Genomic DNA, 20,140 nt, shown 5'->3' on the forward strand with positions numbered 1-20,140 from the left:
TCTAGGCCTCCTCTGGGGGGCTTGTTATTATTTTATCATCGACGATATCCACTTTTATCAGTGTGTTTATTTTGTAGCCTGTTTTTTCTTCTACGAGTTTTTTACCTTCGCCTTTTTCTATTATAACTATGACTTTAGCCACTTCTACGTCCATTTTTTTGAGAGCTTCTAGGACTGCTAATAGTGTCCCCCCAGTACTTACAACGTCGTCTATGACAAGGAGTCTGTCACCTTTTTTGATGCCGTTGATGTATAATTCTCCTTCACTGTATCCTGTGGTTTGGTGGACTGCGACTTCGCCTGGGAGGCCGTATTCGCGTTTTCTTACAACGACGAATGGTATTCTTGTTTTAAGTGACAATGCTGTGGCAAGGTGGATGCCCATGGCCTCTATACACACTATCTTATCAACATCTAGAGTATAGCGTCTTGTTATCTCATCAACCACCTCTTCCAGCATTTCAGGGGTTGTGAGTGGTATTCCATCGGTTATTGGGTGCACGAAGTAATTATACTCTCCTTTTTTTATGATGGGTGCTTTTTTCAATGTTTTCTCCAATATTTTTAGCATTTCCATCACAGGATTTCATATTCGATAAATATAAATTTATGATATCTCTAATATAGTTTTGTAGTTATTAATCTAATTTTCTCATAGTGATTATCATGTTAGGCAAACTAGGCAAGAGTCTTGCAAAGACCATGAAAAAATTGGCAGGGATGACCATAGTAGATGAAGAAGTGGTGAAAGAGGTTATAAAGGATATACAACGTGCACTAATCCAAGCAGATGTTAATATAAAACTAGTATTCAAATTATCCAAGTCAATAGAAGAAAGAGCCCTCAATGAAGAACCTCCAAAGGGTGTCACCCCAAAAGAGCATATCATAAGGATAGTATACGAAGAAATGGTGAAACTTGTTGGAGAAACTCCAAAGCCCCTCAAAATAGACAAAAAACCATATAAGATACTCTTCATAGGACTGCAAGGGAGTGGTAAAACAACCACCATAGGTAAGTTAAGCCGCCACCTCCAAAAGAAAGGACTGAACACAGCCATAGTATGCACAGACACATGGAGACCAGCCGCATTTGACCAGTTAAAACAACTCACACAAGAGATCAACATACCAGTTTATGGAGAACCAGAAAACAAAAACCCGCTAGAAATCGCGAATAAAGGACTTGAAAAATTCAAAGACTACGACGTCATAATCTTTGACACGGCAGGACGCCACAAAGAAGAAAAACACCTACTCGAAGAAATGGAGCAACTATCAACTGCAATCAAACCAGATGAGACAATACTCGTAATCGACGGTACAATAGGACAACAAGCAAAAGAACAAGCCCGAGCATTCTCCCAGAGCACCCCAGTTGGGTCAATAATAGTGACAAAACTTGACGGATCAGCCAAGGGTGGTGGCGCATTATCAGCAGTTGCAGAGACAGGAGCCCCAATAAAATTCATAGGCACAGGTGAAAAATTAGAAGATTTCGAGGTATTCGACCCCGAAAGGTTCATATCCAGGCTCCTAGGAATGGGTGACATCAGAAGCTTGCTAGAAAAAGCAGAAGAAATCGCAGAAGAACAAGAAGTAAGTGAAGAGGCAGTGGACGCCATTCTCACGGGCAGATTCACCCTAAGGGAGATGAAATCGCAATTCGAGATGATGGGGAAAATGGGGCCATTACAACAAGTTATAAACATGATACCAGGCCTTGATAAACTGCCAAAGAATGCGCCCGATGCAACAGAAGAAAAAATCAAAAAATACCTTACCATAATGGACTCCATGACAGAATACGAATTGGACCATCCAGAAGCGATCAAACACTCAAGGATAAAAAGGATTGCAAGGGGCTCAGGCACAAGGAACGAAGATGTTAAAGAACTCCTAAAATATTACAAGGTTACAAAAAAGGCCATGAAAGGCCTTGGAAGGCGGAACAGGGGAGGTCCGATGGGACAATTAATGAGACAATTCTTACGCTAGGGAGTCAAAGATGGAGACCGAAAAGAGACTAGAAAAACTACTGGACATCACAGATGGGAGCATATGCCCAAATTGTCTTGGACGCAAATTCTCAGATATTCTACCGGGACCAGGTAATGTTAAAAGGGCTGAAAGCCTGATTGAAACCTTCAAATTAAAAAAATCAACTGTTGAATGCAAAATCTGTAAAGGAATATTAGAAGACCTTGAAAAAACAGCAGACTATGTCGAAGAGAAAATAAAAAAATTAAACCTTGAATTTTCAACCATACTAGTAGGAAGCAGACTACCAGAAAACCTATTAAGTGCTGATGAAAAGATAAACGAAATATTAAACATAGAAGTTGAAAGCATAAAAAAAGAAATTAACAGAGAACTCGGGAAAATCCTAAAAAAAAGATTTAATTGTGGAGTAGACTTCGAAAACCCTGATATTGTTGTTAAGGTTGACTTCAGAAAATCGAAGCCACGAGTATGGATACAGATAAACCCATTATTTATAGAAGGCAGATACAGAAAACTCGTAAGAGGCATACCCCAGACCAAATGGCCTTGCAGAGAATGTAAAGGTCGCGGATGTCCAAGGTGCAATTTCACAGGTAAAATGTACCCCACCTCAGTTGAAGAATTAGTCGCAGAGCCCGCGCTCAAAGCAACCCAAGGTTCAAGGTCAAAATTCCACGGGGCTGGAAGAGAAGATGTTGATGTGAGAATGCTTGGGAGAGGAAGGCCCTTCGTACTCGAAATTAAAGAACCGAAGATAAGAAAAATAAACTTAAAAAAGATTTCTGATGAAATCAATAAATCCGCTAAAGGCAAGATCCAGGTTCTAGATTTGAAATTCTCCAACCGCAACCGTAAAGTAGAAATCAAAACTTCATCTTCTTATAAGATTTACAAGGCAAAGGTAAAATTAAAGGATAAAATCGAACCATCAGCCTTGGAAAAACTGAAATCTCTAAATTTGATTAAACAAAGAACCCCAAAGAGGGTCGCCCACAGAAGAGCAGACAAGATACGGAAAAGAAGAGTAATCGATATTAGATGGAATATAATCGACTCTAGAACCTTTGAGGTTATATTAAAGACTGAAGGGGGGCTTTACATAAAAGAGCTTATTTCAGGTGATGATGGAAGGACAAAACCCAGTGTAAGTGAAATACTTAACACTTCCGCAGAATGCATCGAACTTGACGTCCTAGAAGTTGGATGATATCCCCCATGTTAGGCTATAGGCACACTATTCCATTTTTATCCAAGAACACCAACATTTGCGGCAAATTTCACAATCCAAAACTAACCACTTTTTATGGTGTTAAAAAGGGCGAAAATAACCAGTAAGTAAGCTATACTTCGGATTATTATAAGGACCAGTGTATTGCTAGGGTATCCTGTCAACTGGGCCAAATGAGACACCCCGAAAAGTCCAAAGGATAAGCCAATATAAAATAGGAGGGGATTTTCAAATTTTCGGAACCCCCAATACCCCATTACTAAAATTATCATACAAAATATGAAATTAATGGTAAGTATTGGTTCTAAAACGATCGGCACATTCATTCACCTCATATATTATCTTGTATCTTATACCTATAATAGCTAATAGTAAAATTAAATAAAAAGAATATGTAAGTCCCTAAGAGAATCTCCCCACGAATACTTGAAAGTGGAGAGTGCCCTCTTCCAAAAGATTTAAAGCATTCCATGCCTAAAGTGAAGTCGCTGTACGGTAATATGAGCATCAAATGACCGGAAGAGCAGAGAAACCTCATATCCATGAAGAAAATCATATTAATCCTTGGAGGAAATTTATGGGACAGATCCCCCCCAGTGAGTAGTGGTGATTTGTCCTAATAGAAGTGGGGGGATCATCTCTAAAATGATAATTCAAATTTTGATGTGGAGGCATTTATGGACTTCCATAATAGTTAGTTACTTAAGTTGTCAACCCTGAGGGGGAAAATATTTAGGTGAGAAGATAAATAAATCACTGTGTTGTGTGATCATCTAATTTTTTTAAGATCATGGAGGTTTACAATATGAAAAGATCAAAGGGTTTCAGGAGTAAAACAAGACATAAACTTCAAAGGACTAAAAGAGTTGGGAGGACAAATCCTATAACAAGGAAAATCCAAAGTTTCGAAGTGAATGATCTTGTACATATAATAATAGACCCTAGCATCCACAGGGGACAGCCACATCCACGATTCCATGGCAAAACAGGGCGAATAGTTGATAAAATGGGAAAGTCATATGTTGTCACGATAAAAGACGGTAAAAAGGATAAAAAACTCATCGTAAGACCAGAACATCTCCAATTGCAAGAGTGATCTATGATGATAGGTAAAAAAGTCGTTGAAACAGAACCGGTGCCCATGGCAGAAGTCAAAGTAATTTTAGAAAAATTCGCAGATAAATATGAATTCACATATGAACAGAACCTTGCACTTGAACATGTGAAAAAATTCTCTAAGATAGACTATGAGAACGCGCAAAAATTGATAGAAGAACTCACAGAACTTCCTAATATAAAAAAGAAACATGCAGTTCGACTTGCAGATCTCATGCCCGAGGATATTGCGGATATCCGTCTAATATTCGCCAAAGAAAGGATACCTATAAAAAATAAAGATTTTGAGAATATCTTGAAAATAATAGAAAAATATAGATAATACATAATTTTTTGAGTTGGGTCTTATGGAAGAGTATGCCATCATCCTAGACTATCTCCCATTAGGGTATGTGAGCGAAGGCCTAGGCGGTTTCAAAAGAAAGCCGGTAGCCCAGGCCATCGGCAAAGACGAGTTCACACTCTTAGAATTAACACCAAAACCTGGTGTGGACCTTGAAATACACGAGGAAGTTTATATAGGGAAGGGTAAAAGGGATAAGATAGCTAGGATAAACAGGCGACTCCGCCACAACGAATTAACAGCCACGGCAAGAGTTGAATTACCCTATGTCATAGAGGAAATTATAAAATCAAATGAGGAAAAGTTCGTCAAATTCTTTAATGAAGCAGGACCCATAAGCACAAGACTCCACCAATTAGAACTATTACCAGGGATCGGTAAAAAGCACATGTGGGACATCCTCAAGGCGCGTGAAGAAAAAAAATTCGAGAGCTTCGAGGATATTAAAAAAAGAGTCCCTATGTTAGCAGATCCCGTTAAAATACTCGTTAAAAGGGTTCTCATGGAACTAGATGTTGATAAGGCAAAAAGAGGTAAAAGAAAATACGTACTTTTCACAAGACCGCCCAGAAGAAGGGTGGAGCCAAGAAAATAATGAAAGTTAATCTAGCAACTGAAACTAAAAATATACTGAAAAAATATGGTCTCCATTTAAATAAAAGATTAGGTCAACATTACCTTATCGATGATTCCAAAAGGCAGAAAATATTATCCTATGCCGATTTAAAGGATGACGATGTCATATTAGAGATCGGCCCTGGAATCGGAACCCTCACAATCCCCATAGCTTCAAGAGTAGAGAAGGTCATAGCCATCGAAAAGGATAAAAAAGTCGCCACCATCCTAAAAGAGAGATTAAAAGATTATAATAATGTTGAACTAATCATAGGGGACGCCTTGAAAATTGATTTTCCATACTTCAACAAGATAGTGTCCAACCTACCCTACAAGATATCATCACCTATAACATTTAAATTACTTGAATATGATTTTAAATTTGGCATTTTAATGTACCAACGAGAGTTTGCAGAGAGAATGATAGCCAAACCAGGGACCAGAGATTATTCACGCCTTTCAGTAGCCTTATATTTCATGGCCAATATTGAGATCTTAGATTACATTCCAAGAAGCGCCTTCCTACCCCCGCCAAAGGTTGATTCTACCCTTATCAGATTAACTCCTAGGGAGAAGATTAATGGAACATTTGAGAGGACTTGCAGAGCCCTCTTCCAACATAAAAAGAAAAAAGCCAGGAACGCCCTTATCGAATCATTCCATGAAATTAGTAAAGAGGCAGATCCAAGGGAAATAGTAGATCTTATAGATCCTGGATTGTTGGAAAAGCGAGTTTTCACTTTAACCCCCGAGGAGATACTTAAAATTTCAAATGAACTTAAAAAAATAATACAATGCCACTAAATTGGAGTAAAATTTAAATATCATGTAAACTATTTTTTACATCATGATAATTGCAAGACCCGAATGGTTTGGAACAAGAAAATATGGTGGATGGGGCATCAGTATCAAAACATGGCAAGGTGCAGTTTACATTGCAGGAGTCGTCAGTTTCCTTGTTCTCATCCAATTAACGCCTCTAAACACAGAACAAAGAGCAATCATAACAGGAGCATGGCTAATTTTCGTATTCATAGACCTTTTCGATGTAATGTGGAAAGTTAAAAAGGATGAAAGAGAATACTTGCATGAAGCAATAGCAGAAAGAAATGCAGCATGGGCCATGATGACAATACTCGTCATTGGCATACTCACAGAACTCCTATATAATGCAATGCAAAAAAAGATATACGTCGATCCATTCATGATAACAGCCCTCATAATAGGAGCGATCGTTAAATCCATCACCTACTACAAATTAGAAAAAGAAGCTTAAACAATATGAAGAACAATATACGTGTTCTAAGAGAAAATTTGGGCCTTACACAAGAAGAACTTGCAGAAAAGGTCCAAGTGACAAGACAGACCATCATAGCACTCGAAAAGGGCAGATACAACCCATCATTGGAATTAGCATACCGGATAACAAAGGCTCTTAAAAAAGAACACATAGAAGATGTTTTCATTTTCGAGGATCAGTCATGATAAAATACAAGAATTTCAAAATCCAAGTATGTGAAAACGTCTATGCTCCAGCGGAGGATACATTCTTACTCGCAGATAACCTTAAGGTAAAAGAGGGTGATGAAGTCCTTGAAATAGGGACAGGAACCGGTTTAGTGGCTATAGTCGCCGCCGAAAAGGGTAATGTAACAGCCACAGACATAAACCCCTATGCCATCGAATGTGCAGTGAAAAACGCCAAAATAAACAATGCAAACATAAGAATATTACAAGGAGATCTTTTTGAACCTGTTAAAGGCGAAAAGTTTGATATTATATTATTTAACACACCATATCTTCCAAGTTCAAATGAGGATCTTACAGGTGAAATCATTGACAAAGCTTGGGACGGGGGAGAAGATGGTAGAACCATAATAGACCGCTTCCTCAAAAATGTTAAAAATCACCTAAAAAAGGGTGGTAGAATCCAAATAGTCCAATCATCACTTTCAAACATAGAAAAGACAATAGAAAAATTAAGGAACATGGGATTTCATGCTGAAATAACAGCCTCTGAAAGATTCTTCTATGAGGAGATAGTAGTCATAACAGGTGAATTACCATGACAATATCCCATCAAATACTAGGGTAGCCTCACCCTCCATATAAGCGCCTATTCTATTGTCCATTTTATAAGTTTGGATTTTAAGTTCACCACCAGGAAGATGAACAAGTACCTCCTTATCCAATTTTCCAATCCTATTACCTGCAATAACCGTGGCCGTGGCCCCAGTCCCACAAGCTAGTGTGGGTCCAACACCACGCTCCCATGTAACCATCTTAACCTCTGATGGGTTTAAGATCTCAACGAAATGTACATTAATTCTCTCTGGAAAAACAGGATGATTCTCTATGAGAGGTCCGAGTCCTTCCAAATCCACAGATTTTAAATCATCCACGAATATGATAGCATGTGGATTACCTACATTAACTGCTGTAAGCTTTATATCTTGGCCATCAACCTCAAGATGCTCTTCTATGAATTCATCCTTGACAGTTTTCATCGGTATTTCAGCAGTTTTAAAGGTTGCAAATCCCATATCTACACGTGCAGAAGTCACAGACCCCCTATCAATGTTTAAATCTACGATTTTGAGGCCTGCGAGGGTTTCTACTTTTAGTTTCTCTTTTCTTATGATGGCGTTCTCATATACGAACTTGGCAAAACATCTTATACCATTACCGCACATTTCTGCTTCGCTTCCATCACCATTGAATACTCTGAACCTTATATCCCCCTCTCCTTTTGGAGGTTCTATGAATATGACACCATCTGCACCGATGGAGAATCTCCGCTGACAAACTTCGGATACAAAATCTGGTTTTTCATCTTCGCTTATACATTCTGCTCTACTCTCATCCACAATTATATAATCATTGCCTAGGGCGTGCATTTTAGAAAATAATATCATCCTTGGCATGATCTCCCACCCTGTTATTCTATTTTAGGAGTCTTGGTGGTATCACTTGTTTGCTTATAAGATCTGAAAAGTCTTCCCTCTCCCTTATGATCTCGGCTTCACCATCTTTTACAAGGATTTCAGCTGGTCTGGGCCTTGAATTATATTGTGATGACATGGAAAATGCATATGCACCAGCATCTAATATGGCTAATATGTCCCCTTCTCTGAGTTCTGGAAGTTTTCTATCCCTTGCAAAAAGGTCGCCCGATTCGCATAGATTTCCTGCTATATCAATCTTCTCTACCGGCTTTTCATTGGCTCTATTTGCCACGATTATATGGTGGTATGAACCATACATCACAGGCCTCACCAAGGTGTTGAACCCGGCATCAACACCAGCAAACTTCCTATAACTCTCTTTTATAGTGTTAACTCTCGTTAGGAGGCAAGCGGCATCACCCACTATGTATCTTCCAGGTTCAAGGTACATTGCAGGTTCTCCAAGAGAATGTTCGTCTAATTTTTCCATGAAGAGACTTGTTATCTTCTCGGCAAATTCTTTGATATCTAATGGTTTTTCACTTGGATGGTATGGTATTCCAAGACCTCCACCGAAATCTATAAATTTGAAGTCTATCTTTGTGGCCTTTGATACTTTGCCTGCTATGTCCATGAGTTTTTCAACGGCTAACATGAATGGTTCTGGGTCGAGTATCCCTGAGCCTATATGTGCATGGATCCCTATTGGTTGGAAACCGAGTTCTTGGGCTAACTTGTAAACTTTAATGGCCTCGTCTTCTCTTATACCAAATTTACTAAGTTCTCCGCCGGTTATGCAGTGTTCGTGGTGTCCCGCGCCTACCATGGGGTTTATCCTAAATGATATCTTAACATTCTCTGGATCTGTTATCTTTGAAAGTCTTAGAAGCTGCGATTTTGAGTCAATGTTTATCATAACCCCTGATTCGGTTGCGAAGAGTATTTCATCGTCTCTGAGATTATTACCTGTGTATAGGATCTTTTCTGGTTTGAAGCCTGAGAGTAGGGCCATGTATATTTCTCCTGGGGAGACGGCGTCGATTCCGCTACCCTCATCTTCAAGTATCCTTAAAACTGTAAGATTTGTATTTGCTTTACAAGCATATAATATTTGGAAGTTGGGATAGTATCTTGTGAAGGCTTTGTGGAGTCTCTGGTAATTTTCTCTTATCCGTTTTTCATCTATGACATAAAGTGGTGTGTCATAATCTTCAGCAAGTTTAACTGTATCTGCTCCACCAATTAACAAATGTCCTTTATCATTAACTTCAACATTTAACATGGAGGATCACCTACATAATTTTTTGAGGTTTGGAGAAGATGAAACCATTCATACCGGTTGTAAGGGCACTTATACTAGAAGATGATAGGATACTATTACTTAAAAGGTCGGCTAGTTCCAGGACAAACCCCGGGTTATGGGAACTTCCTGGGGGTAAATTGTTAAATGGTGAGACACTTGACGAGGCACTGAAGAGGGAGGTTTATGAGGAGACAGGCCTTATAGTATCCCCCATTAGGGTTATCGGTGCGTTTCAGCAAGATTTCCCATTCAAGGTGTCTGTGAATATTATCTTCCATGTTAAGGTTGAGGATGGTATTCTAAGTTTAAGTGATGAACATGAAGCATATAAATGTGTCAGGATATGGGAAATTGGAAATCTTAAAGTTTCTCCTTGGCTCAGTGACTTCAAAGAATCCTTAGATGGAAGCAAAAATATTATCTAGGACCTCAATAACCTTGTCTATTTCATCTTTTTTTATGACTAATGGTGGTACAAGTCTTATAACTTTATCAGCTGTACAATTTATGAGCACTCCCATCTTTCTCGCTTCATCAACTATTTTATCACATTTAATCCCAAGTTCAACACCTAACATTAAACCATAGCCTCTAACATCCTCTATGATATCATATTTGCCCATTAAATCTTCTAACCGCCCTTTAAAGTATTCACCCAATTTCTTAGCATTCTCTGCTAGATTCTCACCTACTATAACTTCTATGGCTGCTATGGCAGCCGCACAACCCAAAGGGTTCCCCCCGAATGTTGATCCGTGATCTCCTGGTTCGAATGCTGATGCTACATCTTCATTTGCTAATACAGCACCTATAGGGTAGCCTCCACCCATAGCCTTAGCTACCGTTGTTATATCAGGTTGCACGCCGAAAAGTTCTGATGCAAACAAGGCCCCTGTCCTTCCAAAGCCGGTTTGAACCTCGTCAAGGATGAATAGGATATCATTTTCTCGTGCAAGCGCCTGAACATCCTCTAAGTAGCCTTCTGGTGGGACTACAACTCCTCCTTCGCCTTGTATAGGCTCTAGTAGTATGGCTGCGGTATCATCTGTTATTGCTTCTGCCATGGCTTGGATGTCACCATAGGGTACATGTTTGAAACCTGGGGGTAGTGGTTTAAATGGTTCCTTGTATTTGTCTTGTCCTGTTGCTGTTACAGTTGCAAGTGTTCTCCCGTGGAACGAATTCTCAGCGGCTATTATCTCGCCTTTACCCGTATATTTCCTTGCAAGTTTTATAGCGCCTTCATTGGCTTCCGCCCCGCTATTTGCAAAGAATACTCTGTCATGGGGTGAAATGGAGGTGAGTAATCTCGCCAATTCTACCTGTTCTTTGTTGTAGTATATGTTTGAGCAGTGTATGAGTTTCTGTGCTTGGTGACAGATGGCAACTGCAACCTTTGGGTGTGCATGTCCTATACTGTTCACTGCAACACCTGCAAAACAGTCAATGTACTCTTTACCGTCTATGTCCCAGACACGAGCTCCTTTACCATGTGAGAGGACGATAGGCTGGCGAGAATATGTTTGCATGATATACTTTTTTTCAAGTTCAATTATTTCATCAGTATCCATAATATCACCAATAACATCATCTATGGGGTTTTTTTATCAAGGGATTATCTTTTTGAAATAATCATAGAGTGGATGTTTCTCGTTGATGGTATCCAAGAGAATCCCTCGAATCTTATAAGAAGGATAGGATCCTTCAGCTGTCTTGATAATATAACCTTTTTTTACATCTTCCACTTTAAGAATCTTGTCATTTATTATTACATTTTCACCCTTTTTAAATCCTGAGGATTTTTCTCTAACTACTATAAATCCATTAAGTTCAGGTTTCTTCATGATAAAGATTTTAGCTTCAAATCCCCTCTCATGAATCCTCTGGAGGATCCTATGGAGGAATTCCTCACCCCTTTCTTTTAGTATATAAGATTTTATAGTATCATCGAGGGCTTCTTTCATCCTAATCCATGCATCAGCCTCTCTGCACCCTATCCTGTCACGCGTGACGCGTTGAGGGCACCTCCAACAATATTTTTCATCCAGAGACTTGAGAAGTTTCTGATAGGATTCAACACACCTAGATTTGAACTCTTGGATAGTCTCTTTTATCATCAGACACCCCCAAAGATCCCAGACTTCCTTGCATAATCATAAAGATATAATTGCACATAACCTGCATATTCACCAAACTCCTCCCTTGCAAAATCCCTCAGATGCCTATCATCGACGCTGAAAAAATGTTCCATTATCTTTTTTATCCATACATCAACAGGGAATGCTTCAAGTTTCCTGAAACCATAAAGTAGTATGCAATCTGCAACTTTCGGCCCGATGCCTGGAAACTTCAAAAGTAGATGGAAAGCCTCATCATAATCCATAACATCCAATTTTATCCTAGTTATCCTCTTAGATGTTTTCCTGATATATTTTGCACGATATCCTACACCAGCCAAACGCAGACTATCATCATCCAAATTGGCCAGAACATCAGGGGCTGGGAAACTATAAAATGTACCCTTGGAGAATGTATATTTTTGACCCCACAATCTTTTCATGTTATCTATTGCCTTGGTCCAACGCTTTATTGAACAATTTGCCGATGTTATAGATGATATAATGCACTCAAAGATGTCTTTGGCCAGGAAGAGTCTAAGCCCCCTTGAGTAATCCACTATAGAATCAAGTGGTGGATAAGAGCTTAAAAAATCATAAAATCCCTCAATATCGAATTTAAGATCGAATATATGATTTAGCTTTTCTTTAACCTCTGATAAAGGTACTTTTTCTGGGGATTCTATTTTAACGTGGAGTTTATTATCTTCTTGTTTTATTGTTACAAGAGAAGGTTTGTTATCTATTATTAAAAGTTCACTGTAATATTTTCCATTTTTGTGCCATGGGGGTTGGGATGTCTGGCCACTGTACATTGTAGCCTCAAGATCAAATTCCCTTGCCTTGATGTTGAAGGCCTTCTGCATCCCAACCAAATCCTTTATAGTCTCACTGGTATCTTCAAATGCTTTTATGAGGTTCTTTCCCCCTTCAACCAAATCTTTTATAGTCTCACTGATATTCCCTTATCCTTTAAGTACCTTTTCACGGTAGGGATTGGATATTCGTTAAAGTGGAATATGCTCGCGGCCAATGCAGCGTCAGCTTTACCACTTGTAAAAGCCTCATACATATGTTCGGGCTCGCCGACTCCGCCTGATGCTATAACTGGGATGTCAACATTCTCGCTTACAGCCCTTGTCAAGGGAATGTCATAGCCTTTCTTGGTGCCGTCGCGATCCATGGATGTTAAGAGTATTTCACCCGCACCTCTCTCTTGGCATTCAATAGCCCATTCTATCGCATCAATTCCGGTAAATTCGCGCCCGCCATAAATGCTGCATTCATACCAACAGTAACCATCTTCAACTTCTACTATGAAGCGTTCATCAGATTCTCTAGGATTTTCAAGGTATCTTCTTTTTGCGTCGATGGCAACGACACAAGCCTGGGACCCCACGATCTCTGAGGCTTCATTAATCAGTTCAGGATTTTTTATGGCGGCTGTGTTCACTGAACATTTATCTGCGCCGGCTTTGAGCATTTTAACGAAATCTTCAGGCTTCCTTATACCCCCTCCTACGCATATGGGTACAAAGACATTCTCTGTAGTTGCTTCTACTACATGAATCATTGTTTCCCTTCTCTCATGGGAAGCTGTTATATCCAAGAATACTATTTCATCCGCACCATCTTCATAATAGCGGTTTGCGAGTTCAACAGGGTCCCCTGCATATTTTATCTGTTTGAATTCAACGCCTTTCACAACCCTTCCATGGGGTACTTGTAAGTCGCAGTCAAGACAAGGTATTATCCTTTTTGTAAGCATCTTATCACCCTTATATCATCTTATGTTCCCTATATATATCCCCTAATTTGGGTTAATATTATGGGCTTTCTAATATTGGATGTTAAATCTACATTGATCGTGATAATCTTTTATAAAAAAGTTAATTTGGAAGGATTTTTTGGGGAAAAATGGATCAAAAATTATTAGAAATGTGGTTTTCCCTTTTTTTGATTCCATTTATAAATTTCAATTCATCAAAAAAATTTATAAATATAAGAGACAAAAATAAAAAAACACAAAAAACTGATTTTTTTCTGGGCCCGTGGTCTAGTCTGGAATAGGACGTGGGACTTCGGATCCCAAGGTCCCGGGTTCAAATCCCGGCGGGTCCGTTTTTTAATTAAATCGGCGGGAAGCCCCCTCCAATGCGTAAACGTGGTGGAATGAAAGCCAAAGCTTATAAATAATAATTGCGAAAGATGAGGATGTGACAGCATTGATATCTTGGCTGAGATGATACCGTCTACTAGTAGACTAATCCTCATCATTGAAGAGGAAAAACCCACACGATAACGAGGAGATAGTTCACTTTCCCTTTATTTGTAATATTTTTTCTTTAGGAAAAGCGCAACATTCACAAGGCTTATAAGTACTGGGACTTCTATAAGGGGGCCGATTACTGTTGCGAAAGCGACACTTGATCCTATTCCAAAAACTCCTACTGCGACGGCGATTGCCAGTTCAAAATTGTTACTTGCCGCTGTAAAGGACAATGCAGATGTTTTTGGATAATCTACTTTCAATTTATATGCTAGATAGAAGGATACGAAGAACATGATTACAAAGTAGAGCATTAGAGGTATGGCAATGACTAAAACATGATATGGGAGCATGATGATTGTTTCTCCCCGTAGACTAAACATGACAATAATTGTAAATAATAAGGCTATAAGTGTGATTGGGCTAATTTTGGGAATAAACCTGGTATGATACCATTCTTTATCTTTTAACCTTAGTAGGGTGAATCTTGTGATTATACCTGCTATGAATGGAATTCCTAGGTAAATGAAGACACTTTTCGCTATCTGAAGTATAGTAACTTTTACAACACTCCCCTGGATACCGAAGAGTGGTGGCAAGACTGTGACAAATATCCATGCATATACACTGTAAAATAAAACTTGAAAAATGCTATTGAATGCCACAAGTCCGGCTGCATACTCAGTATCTCCCCTGGCAAGCTCATTCCAGACAATTACCATGGCAATACATCGCGCAATTCCAACTAAGATTAAACCAACCATATATTCAGGATATTTTGCTAAAAATGTAATTGCTAAAATGAACATTAATATGGGGCCTACTATCCAGTTTTGGAATAGAGACAACCCCAATACCCTAGTATTCCTGAAAACTTGTCCTAATTCTTCATATCTGACTTTAGCAAGTGGAGGATACATCATTAAAATTAATCCAATAGCAATAAGAATATTCGTAGTTCCAATCTGGAACTGATTGATAAAAGAAGATACTCCAGGTATGAGATACCCTACCAATACTCCTAGTATCATTGCGGTGAATATCCAAAGGGTTAAATATTTTTCGAGAAATCCTAACCTCTGATTCATAGTTCCATGTATTTGAATATGCCAATATATATATTTTATGGCTATGCACTACACAGCCAAAAACTATTGAATAAAAGAGGAAATAAATTAGTATCTCTCTAAAAAAATCTTGGATCCTTTTACTTTCTGAATTTTATAATTGTCGTTGAAAGATAATTTCCATTCCTCATAAATCCCTCTCGGATCGTCTCATCTTTCATGCTACAATTTTGGATGGAAACTATCTTCTTCTCCCGTGGATCATCACCTATTATATCTTCTATTTCACTTCCAGATTTTGGACTCTTCATTATAATACAAGTATCTACATATGATATTATCTCTTTTAGTCTTTCATCGACCCGTGGAACCACTACCAGTATCTCATCACCTTCTACAAGTGTCATGGAAGCGCTGGCAGCACAACCTGTAAATGATGTCACCCCAGGCACCATTTCAACCTCAAAACCAAGATCTTCTATACGCTCTTGAAGATAAGAAAACGTACTATACAAGGAAGGATCACCAAGTGTCACAAACGCCACATCATAGCCCTTTTCTAGTTCATCGGCAACAAGTTTGGCAGCCTCATCCCAGTGCCGTTCAAGCTCTTTAATATCCCTCGTCATAGGGAATACTGGCTCAATCAACCTGTAATTGTCCCTACTAGCAAGGATGTCCTTGATGATTGAAAGAGCTCTGCTTGGTTTATTCCTGGAAGATCTTGGCGCGCAGATTACAGGCACATCTTTTATAATCTTGACAGCTTTGAGTGTGAGAAGTTCGCTGTCACCTGGCCCGACACCAACACCAATAAGCTTTCCTTCACCCAATCTAAACACCAAAATTCTATTAGCCCATACTATTATATATTTTCCACGATAATAAAAAAAGACAATGAAAGAGACCATTATATGCCCTAAATGTGGGATGTTAAAGAAAAACTGCATATGTAAAGGGGGGCTAATATTCCCTGAAAAAATCCAAAAAAGAAATCTTAAAAAAGAACATCCACACATCCCTGATAAGATCATAGAAAATTTCCCCTTCCCACGACCAAGACCAGGCCAATTAGATATAATAAATGACATCTACGAGGCCATAGAAGAAGGCTACAAATATATTATATTAGAAGCTGGGACTGGAACAGGAAAATCAGCGATAGCAATCACCCTTGCTCGGATATACCAACCAGCGTATATCCTCACAATGACAAAACAACTCCAAGATCAATATGCCAGGGAATTTAGGATCCCAACTGTCAAGGGACGGTCAAATTTTTATTGTAAAAGCGACGATCTCGAATCTACCTGCGACATTGGAGTGTGCCAGACCACACCATCATCTGAGAATTTCCAATGCCCTTATGGTGTCAGCCGCGGTGAAACATTATTCTTCAAGGAAGCTTTCAAGGATTCTCATGGGAACAAAATCTATTTCAAGTCAAGGGAACATTGCCAGTATTGGGAACAAAAAGCCCATGGAATAAACAGTCCCATAACCCTCATGAACTATGACTACGCCTTCCTAGAACTCAATTATGTAGGCCACTTCGGAAAAAGAAAATTAATGGTACTGGATGAAGCCCATAATATAGAAAACAAACTCATGCAAAGACTCGAGGTTAATCTCTCCAATAAAAGGTTGGAAAAGGATATAAAAAAGAGAATACCCGATGAGATGTTCGAGGAAGATGATCCCAAAGAGTGGATACTTCCAATCGATGCAATATCCCAGGATTACAAGGATCTTGACAAGAGCCAGATGTCTAAAAGGCGAGCTAATAGGATGAAAAGGATGATAAAACGCCTAGATGAACTTAAAAAGAGTCTGGAAAAAGAACCCAAAAATTGGGTTATCGACACAAACCATGAAAAGGTATCCTTCAAGCCACTTCAAGTCGATAAATATGCTCCTCGTTATCTTTTTTCCCATGCTGACATATGCTTGTTTATGAGTGCAACAATACTCTCAGATAGGATGTTCTGCAAATGGCTCGGCATAAACCCTGAAGAATCATTCTTTTTGAAAGTTGACAGTCCATTCCCTGCCTCGAGGCGGCCAATAGAATTAAAACTCATCGGAAGAATGTCAAAAAATAGGATAAAGGACACAGCACCAAAAACAATCCCCATATTAAAAAGGATATTAGAAAGGCACAAGTATGATAAAGGACTTATACACACTCATAATTACCGCTGCCAGAAATTCATATTAAAGAATATCCCTGATGATCGCCTTATAGGACATAAAATTCACAATCGCGAAGAAATGTTAAAATATTTTGAAGAAAGTGAAAAACCTCTTGTACTTGTAAGTCCATCAATGAGCGAAGGCGTTGACTTACCCTATGACAAATGCAGATTCCAGGTAATTTACAAGATACCATTCCCTTATCTCGGTGACAAGCAAGTTAACATGCGCCAAAAAAGGGACAAGAAATGGTATGCTTACAAGACTGTCATGACCTTAATGCAAGCCTACGGAAGAGGTATGCGCGCCCACGACGATGAATGTTACACCTACATCCTAGATGCAAATATAACAATGCTATTCAGAAGCCCATTATACCGCTCGCTCTTGCCACAATTCTTCAAAGAAGCCATAATAGAATAAACAACTGAAAAAAGAACATTCTAAACAAGCCTCTTCTTCCATAAAAAAATAAAAATTGTGGGGGGGTTAAACTTTGAAGCCGCCTTTCAGGAACCCGAAGATAGCCAAGCCAACTAGTATAATGCCTCCGATAACCCCATAGATATACCATCCAGCACCCGCTGACTTAGTACCTGGAGAAGCCCTCGTAACCTCATAAGCCTTGCCCTGTCCACTTCCAGGACCGGAAGCAGCAGCTGAAACACTAGTGGCGCCTGAAACAGCACCCACAAAGGAACCAACGAAACCAGGAGAAACACCACCAGAAATACTTGAACCACCAGGAACACCAGGGACACCTGGCACGCCGGGAGTGCCTGGAACGCTTGGTATTAGATCAGAGAGTTGACGATCTGGTAATCCTCTAATGTATTGGATGGCATTGCCTGAAGGTGAACCGGCAGCGCCTGAAAGTATGGAGTTCAATTCGTCTTTTGTAATATATTTTACTTGTGCTTCATTAGCTACTATGTATTGTGAACGCACACCGGTAGGTTCTTTTCCCTTGTACCAGTCTATATAAGCTCTAAGACCATTTGCCCCAGTATTGAAGCTTGGCCCTTTGTATGTGATTATCACTGCTTTTCCTATGTTCAGTTTCTCGTTCCAGATTATTAGTATGCCTTCAATTTGTCCGCCTTCAATAGAAGATGATATTGTATTAAGTAGTCTTTGGTTGTAGTATGTTCCTTGTCCTGGTGATACACCTAGGAGTAATAGTAGTCCATCATCTTTGCAATAGTCTGTTGTTGTTACATAGATGTACTTTTCATTTTCTCCTCTTGGATAATTTTCGTATATGTAGTCTGCTATGAGATATGACGGTGATACTCCTGGACAGACATGGTTATGGAATAGATAGACCATTAGCATGTCGAATGGTGGATCATAGGACCATGCGTTTGCAATTGTAACTATGCCATTCCAGTTTTTAAACACCCTGGACACTGTTGGGTTAGTGTAATTCCATCCAGCTCCTATATCATATATTGGTCCTTTGGTGTCGTTTGATATTATGAATCCTCTGATTGGATCATAGATCAGTTGCACAGCATAGAGTATCTTGTCTTCTTCTGTGATGTTAAATGAGAATTTTCCAAATCCTCCAGGCTTGCCTATGATATTTGTAGCGTAGCTTCCGTCTTTTAATATGAATGTGAACCATAGTTGACTCCAAAGTGCACTGTGGACTGGTAGTAATGTTTTTCGGCTTAATCTTGACCCTAGCATTTCATAGATTCCGTCCCATATTGGACTCGTATCTTGGTCATTTAAGCGTGCGTAGCCTGCTGATGTTAATACAAGGAGTTCAAGGCTATCCTTTTCTACTTGTATGCCTGCTTGTTTTAATAATTCTTTTGCTATGTTGGCGGCTTCGATACCTATTCCTTTTAGTTGGTCATATGTTAAGTTGCCTTTTGTGTATGTTTTATTTTCTGGTGTTGCATTTACAAGGTTGCTCTGGCTTAGGATGTATTCCATGTCAAGTCCATGGGCGTCTTGGACTGTTGTGCTTCCCACTCCACCTGCAAGGTAATTGACTTGTTCTTCTGTGAGGTTGTCGAACGCGTAGAGTATTTTTACTAGTGATTCTGGGTTTGTTATTAATTTTTGGACTGCCCATGCGTTGAATTTTAGTTCTGTTACTGTGTCTTCTTCTACTGTTGCATTTGTTTCTCTTTTGAATTGTTCTGTTAATTCTGTCCAGTTGTATGTCATGATAATGAGTGTTCCTCTTTGTGTGTTTGAGTTCCAGCGTATGAATCCTACCATGTTGGGATCGTCTGTGGTGTTGTATCCAATATATGCTCTTTTCCCTGGAGTTGCATCCATTGCATATACGAAGACGTCGTCGTCAGATCCGCCAGGAACTCCAATAACTATATAGCTAGTCGATTCAGCTCCTCCCGTACCTGTGCTTGGCGGATAGTATTTGAGTAGTGTTTCTATCATTGCGTAGCCGCTTATTGTTCCGAGGCATACGTGTCCGTGGAATGCTGCTTCTCTTAATATGTCTGCTGGTAGTCCTAGTGCCCAAGCGTTGGCTAGGCTTGCTATTGGGAATGTGTCGTTTCCTAGTTTTTGGGTGAGGTTGTTCCATTGCGTCTGTGTCATGTTCTGGGAGATTGTTCCAATGTAGGTTGGTGTTAAGCTGGCGTTTTTGAAGTATGCTAGGATTAGGTCGTTTCCTTTTTTGGTTATGAATGCGAAGTCTAATGTGTCTAGTCTTGTTTTTCTGAGTAGTAGTAGGTTGCCTTTACCAAAGCTTATGGTTCCATTTGCTTGGTTGAGTATGCCCTCGAGTACGTCTTCTGATGTGTTGTTTTTGTAGTATGCGCTGCCTGCTGTTGTTATTACTAGGATTTGTCCTGTTTTGGTGAAGTTTAGGATCTGGTCTGCTTTTTGTGTTATTTCTCTCCCTGTTTTGTAGGCTTCTGTGGCTTGTAGTGTTATTTGTAGGTGTGCGTAGTATTTTGG

The 20,140-nt window shown here is 39.4% G+C and carries 21 protein-coding genes and 1 tRNA gene; 12 read left to right on the forward strand and 10 right to left on the reverse strand.

The genetic code is table 11. The annotated features are described in order from the left end of the window. Position 1: 1 nt before the first annotated feature. Complete coding sequence (gene hpt, locus DPC56_RS02600; protein ID WP_112093500.1) at positions 2 to 571, reverse strand: hypoxanthine/guanine phosphoribosyltransferase; 570 nt, start codon at positions 569 to 571, stop codon at positions 2 to 4. Between the two features lie 95 nt (positions 572 to 666). On the opposite strand from hpt, the gene DPC56_RS02605 reads away from it, so the two are divergent. The 9 genes from DPC56_RS02605 (at position 667) to DPC56_RS02650 (ending at position 7,375) form a co-directional block, all read left to right on the forward strand. Continuing rightward, complete coding sequence (locus tag DPC56_RS02605; protein ID WP_112093501.1) at positions 667 to 1,998, forward strand: signal recognition particle protein Srp54; 1,332 nt, start codon at positions 667 to 669, stop codon at positions 1,996 to 1,998. Positions 1,999 to 2,008: 10 nt separating this feature from the next. Further along, positions 2,009 to 3,211: a tRNA pseudouridine(54/55) synthase Pus10 gene (locus tag DPC56_RS02610; RefSeq protein WP_112093502.1), complete on the forward strand. Its 1,203-nt coding sequence runs from the start codon at positions 2,009 to 2,011 to the stop codon at positions 3,209 to 3,211. 826 nt (positions 3,212 to 4,037) lie between these two features. Continuing rightward, positions 4,038 to 4,328, forward strand: coding sequence for a 50S ribosomal protein L21e (locus tag DPC56_RS02620; protein ID WP_112093503.1), 291 nt, complete (start codon positions 4,038 to 4,040; stop codon positions 4,326 to 4,328). A gap of 6 nt (positions 4,329 to 4,334) precedes the next feature. After that, a complete protein-coding gene (locus tag DPC56_RS02625) occupies positions 4,335 to 4,670 on the forward strand; it encodes an RNA polymerase Rpb4 family protein (RefSeq protein WP_112093504.1) in 336 nt (111 codons plus the stop codon). Between the two features lie 25 nt (positions 4,671 to 4,695). Continuing rightward, the gene (locus DPC56_RS02630; RefSeq protein WP_112093505.1) at positions 4,696 to 5,286 is read left to right on the forward strand and encodes a DUF655 domain-containing protein; all 591 of its coding nucleotides are present in this window, start codon (positions 4,696 to 4,698) and stop codon (positions 5,284 to 5,286) included. Then, positions 5,286 to 6,110, forward strand: a complete 825-nt coding sequence (gene rsmA, locus DPC56_RS02635; protein ID WP_112093506.1) for a 16S rRNA (adenine(1518)-N(6)/adenine(1519)-N(6))-dimethyltransferase RsmA — start codon at positions 5,286 to 5,288, stop codon at positions 6,108 to 6,110. Before DPC56_RS02630 ends, rsmA begins: the two co-directional genes overlap by 1 nt. A gap of 43 nt (positions 6,111 to 6,153) precedes the next feature. Further along, positions 6,154 to 6,582, forward strand: a complete 429-nt coding sequence (locus DPC56_RS02640; RefSeq protein WP_112093507.1) for a hypothetical protein — start codon at positions 6,154 to 6,156, stop codon at positions 6,580 to 6,582. A gap of 5 nt (positions 6,583 to 6,587) precedes the next feature. Beyond that, the gene (locus DPC56_RS02645) at positions 6,588 to 6,791 is read left to right on the forward strand and encodes a helix-turn-helix transcriptional regulator (RefSeq protein WP_112093508.1); all 204 of its coding nucleotides are present in this window, start codon (positions 6,588 to 6,590) and stop codon (positions 6,789 to 6,791) included. Beyond that, a complete protein-coding gene (locus DPC56_RS02650) occupies positions 6,788 to 7,375 on the forward strand; it encodes a HemK2/MTQ2 family protein methyltransferase (protein ID WP_112093509.1) in 588 nt (195 codons plus the stop codon). Before DPC56_RS02645 ends, DPC56_RS02650 begins: the two co-directional genes overlap by 4 nt. On the opposite strand, the gene dapF is transcribed toward DPC56_RS02650, so the two are convergent. Then, positions 7,367 to 8,230, reverse strand: a complete 864-nt coding sequence (gene dapF / locus DPC56_RS02655) for a diaminopimelate epimerase (protein ID WP_394339519.1) — start codon at positions 8,228 to 8,230, stop codon at positions 7,367 to 7,369. The two genes, DPC56_RS02650 and dapF, sit on opposite strands and share 9 nt — an antisense overlap. A 19-nt stretch (positions 8,231 to 8,249) precedes the next feature. Further along, positions 8,250 to 9,533 carry a diaminopimelate decarboxylase gene (gene lysA, locus DPC56_RS02660; protein WP_112093511.1) on the reverse strand — a complete coding sequence of 428 codons (1,284 nt, stop codon included), beginning with the start codon at positions 9,531 to 9,533 and terminating at the stop codon, positions 8,250 to 8,252. Positions 9,534 to 9,571: 38 nt separating this feature from the next. Here lysA and DPC56_RS02665 point away from each other — a divergent pair, with 38 nt between their 5' ends. Then, positions 9,572 to 9,979 (forward strand): NUDIX domain-containing protein, encoded by a 408-nt coding sequence (locus tag DPC56_RS02665; protein ID WP_112093512.1) that lies wholly within the window; start codon positions 9,572 to 9,574, stop codon positions 9,977 to 9,979. Here DPC56_RS02665 and DPC56_RS02670 read toward each other — a convergent pair. From DPC56_RS02670 to hisF, 4 genes are all read right to left on the reverse strand, one after another. Beyond that, positions 9,953 to 11,125, reverse strand: coding sequence for an acetylornithine transaminase (locus tag DPC56_RS02670; RefSeq protein ID WP_112093513.1), 1,173 nt, complete (start codon positions 11,123 to 11,125; stop codon positions 9,953 to 9,955). The two genes, DPC56_RS02665 and DPC56_RS02670, sit on opposite strands and share 27 nt — an antisense overlap. Before the next feature lie 36 nt (positions 11,126 to 11,161). Continuing rightward, complete coding sequence (locus DPC56_RS02675; protein WP_112093514.1) at positions 11,162 to 11,671, reverse strand: hypothetical protein; 510 nt, start codon at positions 11,669 to 11,671, stop codon at positions 11,162 to 11,164. Beyond that, complete coding sequence (locus DPC56_RS02680) at positions 11,671 to 12,537, reverse strand: DNA glycosylase (RefSeq protein WP_112093542.1); 867 nt, start codon at positions 12,535 to 12,537, stop codon at positions 11,671 to 11,673. The genes DPC56_RS02675 and DPC56_RS02680 overlap by 1 nt, the downstream gene beginning before the upstream one ends. Positions 12,538 to 12,614: 77 nt before the next feature. Then, complete coding sequence (gene hisF / locus DPC56_RS02685; RefSeq protein ID WP_112093515.1) at positions 12,615 to 13,439, reverse strand: imidazole glycerol phosphate synthase subunit HisF; 825 nt, start codon at positions 13,437 to 13,439, stop codon at positions 12,615 to 12,617. A gap of 277 nt (positions 13,440 to 13,716) precedes the next feature. On the opposite strand from hisF, the gene DPC56_RS02690 reads away from it, so the two are divergent. Beyond that, positions 13,717 to 13,792, forward strand: a tRNA-Arg gene (locus DPC56_RS02690). A gap of 204 nt (positions 13,793 to 13,996) precedes the next feature. On the opposite strand, the gene arsB is transcribed toward DPC56_RS02690, so the two are convergent. After that, entirely contained in the window at positions 13,997 to 15,028 is a 1,032-nt protein-coding gene (arsB, locus tag DPC56_RS02695) for an ACR3 family arsenite efflux transporter (protein WP_112093516.1), read from the reverse strand. A 119-nt stretch (positions 15,029 to 15,147) separates the two neighbouring features. Continuing rightward, on the reverse strand, positions 15,148 to 15,840 hold the full coding sequence (gene cobI / locus DPC56_RS02700) for a precorrin-2 C(20)-methyltransferase (RefSeq protein ID WP_245923839.1): 693 nt from the start codon (positions 15,838 to 15,840) through the stop codon (positions 15,148 to 15,150). 64 nt (positions 15,841 to 15,904) lie between these two features. On the opposite strand from cobI, the gene DPC56_RS02705 reads away from it, so the two are divergent. Further along, on the forward strand, positions 15,905 to 17,623 hold the full coding sequence (locus DPC56_RS02705) for a helicase C-terminal domain-containing protein (protein ID WP_112093518.1): 1,719 nt from the start codon (positions 15,905 to 15,907) through the stop codon (positions 17,621 to 17,623). Positions 17,624 to 17,689: 66 nt separating this feature from the next. Here DPC56_RS02705 and DPC56_RS02710 read toward each other — a convergent pair. Next, positions 17,690 to 20,140, reverse strand: a 2,451-nt coding sequence (locus tag DPC56_RS02710) for an FmdE family protein (RefSeq protein ID WP_112093519.1), incomplete at its 5' end; no start/stop codon positions are given.

The sequence above is a fragment of the Methanothermobacter tenebrarum genome (genome assembly GCF_003264935.1).
Taxonomy (GTDB): domain Archaea; phylum Methanobacteriota; class Methanobacteria; order Methanobacteriales; family DSM-23052; genus Methanothermobacter_A; species Methanothermobacter_A tenebrarum_A.

Excerpts from the sequence above, each read along its gene's own strand:
- DPC56_RS02620 (WP_112093503.1), top strand. The coding sequence starts at position 4,038 with ATGAAAAGATCAAAGGGTTTCAGGAGTAAAACAAGACATAAACTTCAA.
- DPC56_RS02705 (WP_112093518.1), top strand. The coding sequence starts at position 15,905 with ATGAAAGAGACCATTATATGCCCTAAATGTGGGATGTTAAAGAAAAAC.
- DPC56_RS02680 (WP_112093542.1), bottom strand. The coding sequence starts at position 12,537 with ATGCAGAAGGCCTTCAACATCAAGGCAAGGGAATTTGATCTTGAGGCT.
- DPC56_RS02670 (WP_112093513.1), bottom strand. The coding sequence starts at position 11,125 with ATGGATACTGATGAAATAATTGAACTTGAAAAAAAGTATATCATGCAA.
- DPC56_RS02625 (WP_112093504.1), top strand. The coding sequence starts at position 4,335 with ATGATAGGTAAAAAAGTCGTTGAAACAGAACCGGTGCCCATGGCAGAA.
- DPC56_RS02650 (WP_112093509.1), top strand. The coding sequence starts at position 6,788 with ATGATAAAATACAAGAATTTCAAAATCCAAGTATGTGAAAACGTCTAT.
- dapF (WP_394339519.1), bottom strand. The coding sequence starts at position 8,230 with ATGCCAAGGATGATATTATTTTCTAAAATGCACGCCCTAGGCAATGAT.
- DPC56_RS02630 (WP_112093505.1), top strand. The coding sequence starts at position 4,696 with ATGGAAGAGTATGCCATCATCCTAGACTATCTCCCATTAGGGTATGTG.
- rsmA (WP_112093506.1), top strand. The coding sequence starts at position 5,286 with ATGAAAGTTAATCTAGCAACTGAAACTAAAAATATACTGAAAAAATAT.
- DPC56_RS02645 (WP_112093508.1), top strand. The coding sequence starts at position 6,588 with ATGAAGAACAATATACGTGTTCTAAGAGAAAATTTGGGCCTTACACAA.
- hpt (WP_112093500.1), bottom strand. The coding sequence starts at position 571 with ATGCTAAAAATATTGGAGAAAACATTGAAAAAAGCACCCATCATAAAA.
- DPC56_RS02665 (WP_112093512.1), top strand. The coding sequence starts at position 9,572 with ATGAAACCATTCATACCGGTTGTAAGGGCACTTATACTAGAAGATGAT.
- arsB (WP_112093516.1), bottom strand. The coding sequence starts at position 15,028 with ATGAATCAGAGGTTAGGATTTCTCGAAAAATATTTAACCCTTTGGATA.
- hisF (WP_112093515.1), bottom strand. The coding sequence starts at position 13,439 with ATGCTTACAAAAAGGATAATACCTTGTCTTGACTGCGACTTACAAGTA.
- DPC56_RS02605 (WP_112093501.1), top strand. The coding sequence starts at position 667 with ATGTTAGGCAAACTAGGCAAGAGTCTTGCAAAGACCATGAAAAAATTG.
- DPC56_RS02675 (WP_112093514.1), bottom strand. The coding sequence starts at position 11,671 with ATGATAAAAGAGACTATCCAAGAGTTCAAATCTAGGTGTGTTGAATCC.
- DPC56_RS02640 (WP_112093507.1), top strand. The coding sequence starts at position 6,154 with ATGATAATTGCAAGACCCGAATGGTTTGGAACAAGAAAATATGGTGGA.
- lysA (WP_112093511.1), bottom strand. The coding sequence starts at position 9,533 with ATGTTAAATGTTGAAGTTAATGATAAAGGACATTTGTTAATTGGTGGA.
- DPC56_RS02610 (WP_112093502.1), top strand. The coding sequence starts at position 2,009 with ATGGAGACCGAAAAGAGACTAGAAAAACTACTGGACATCACAGATGGG.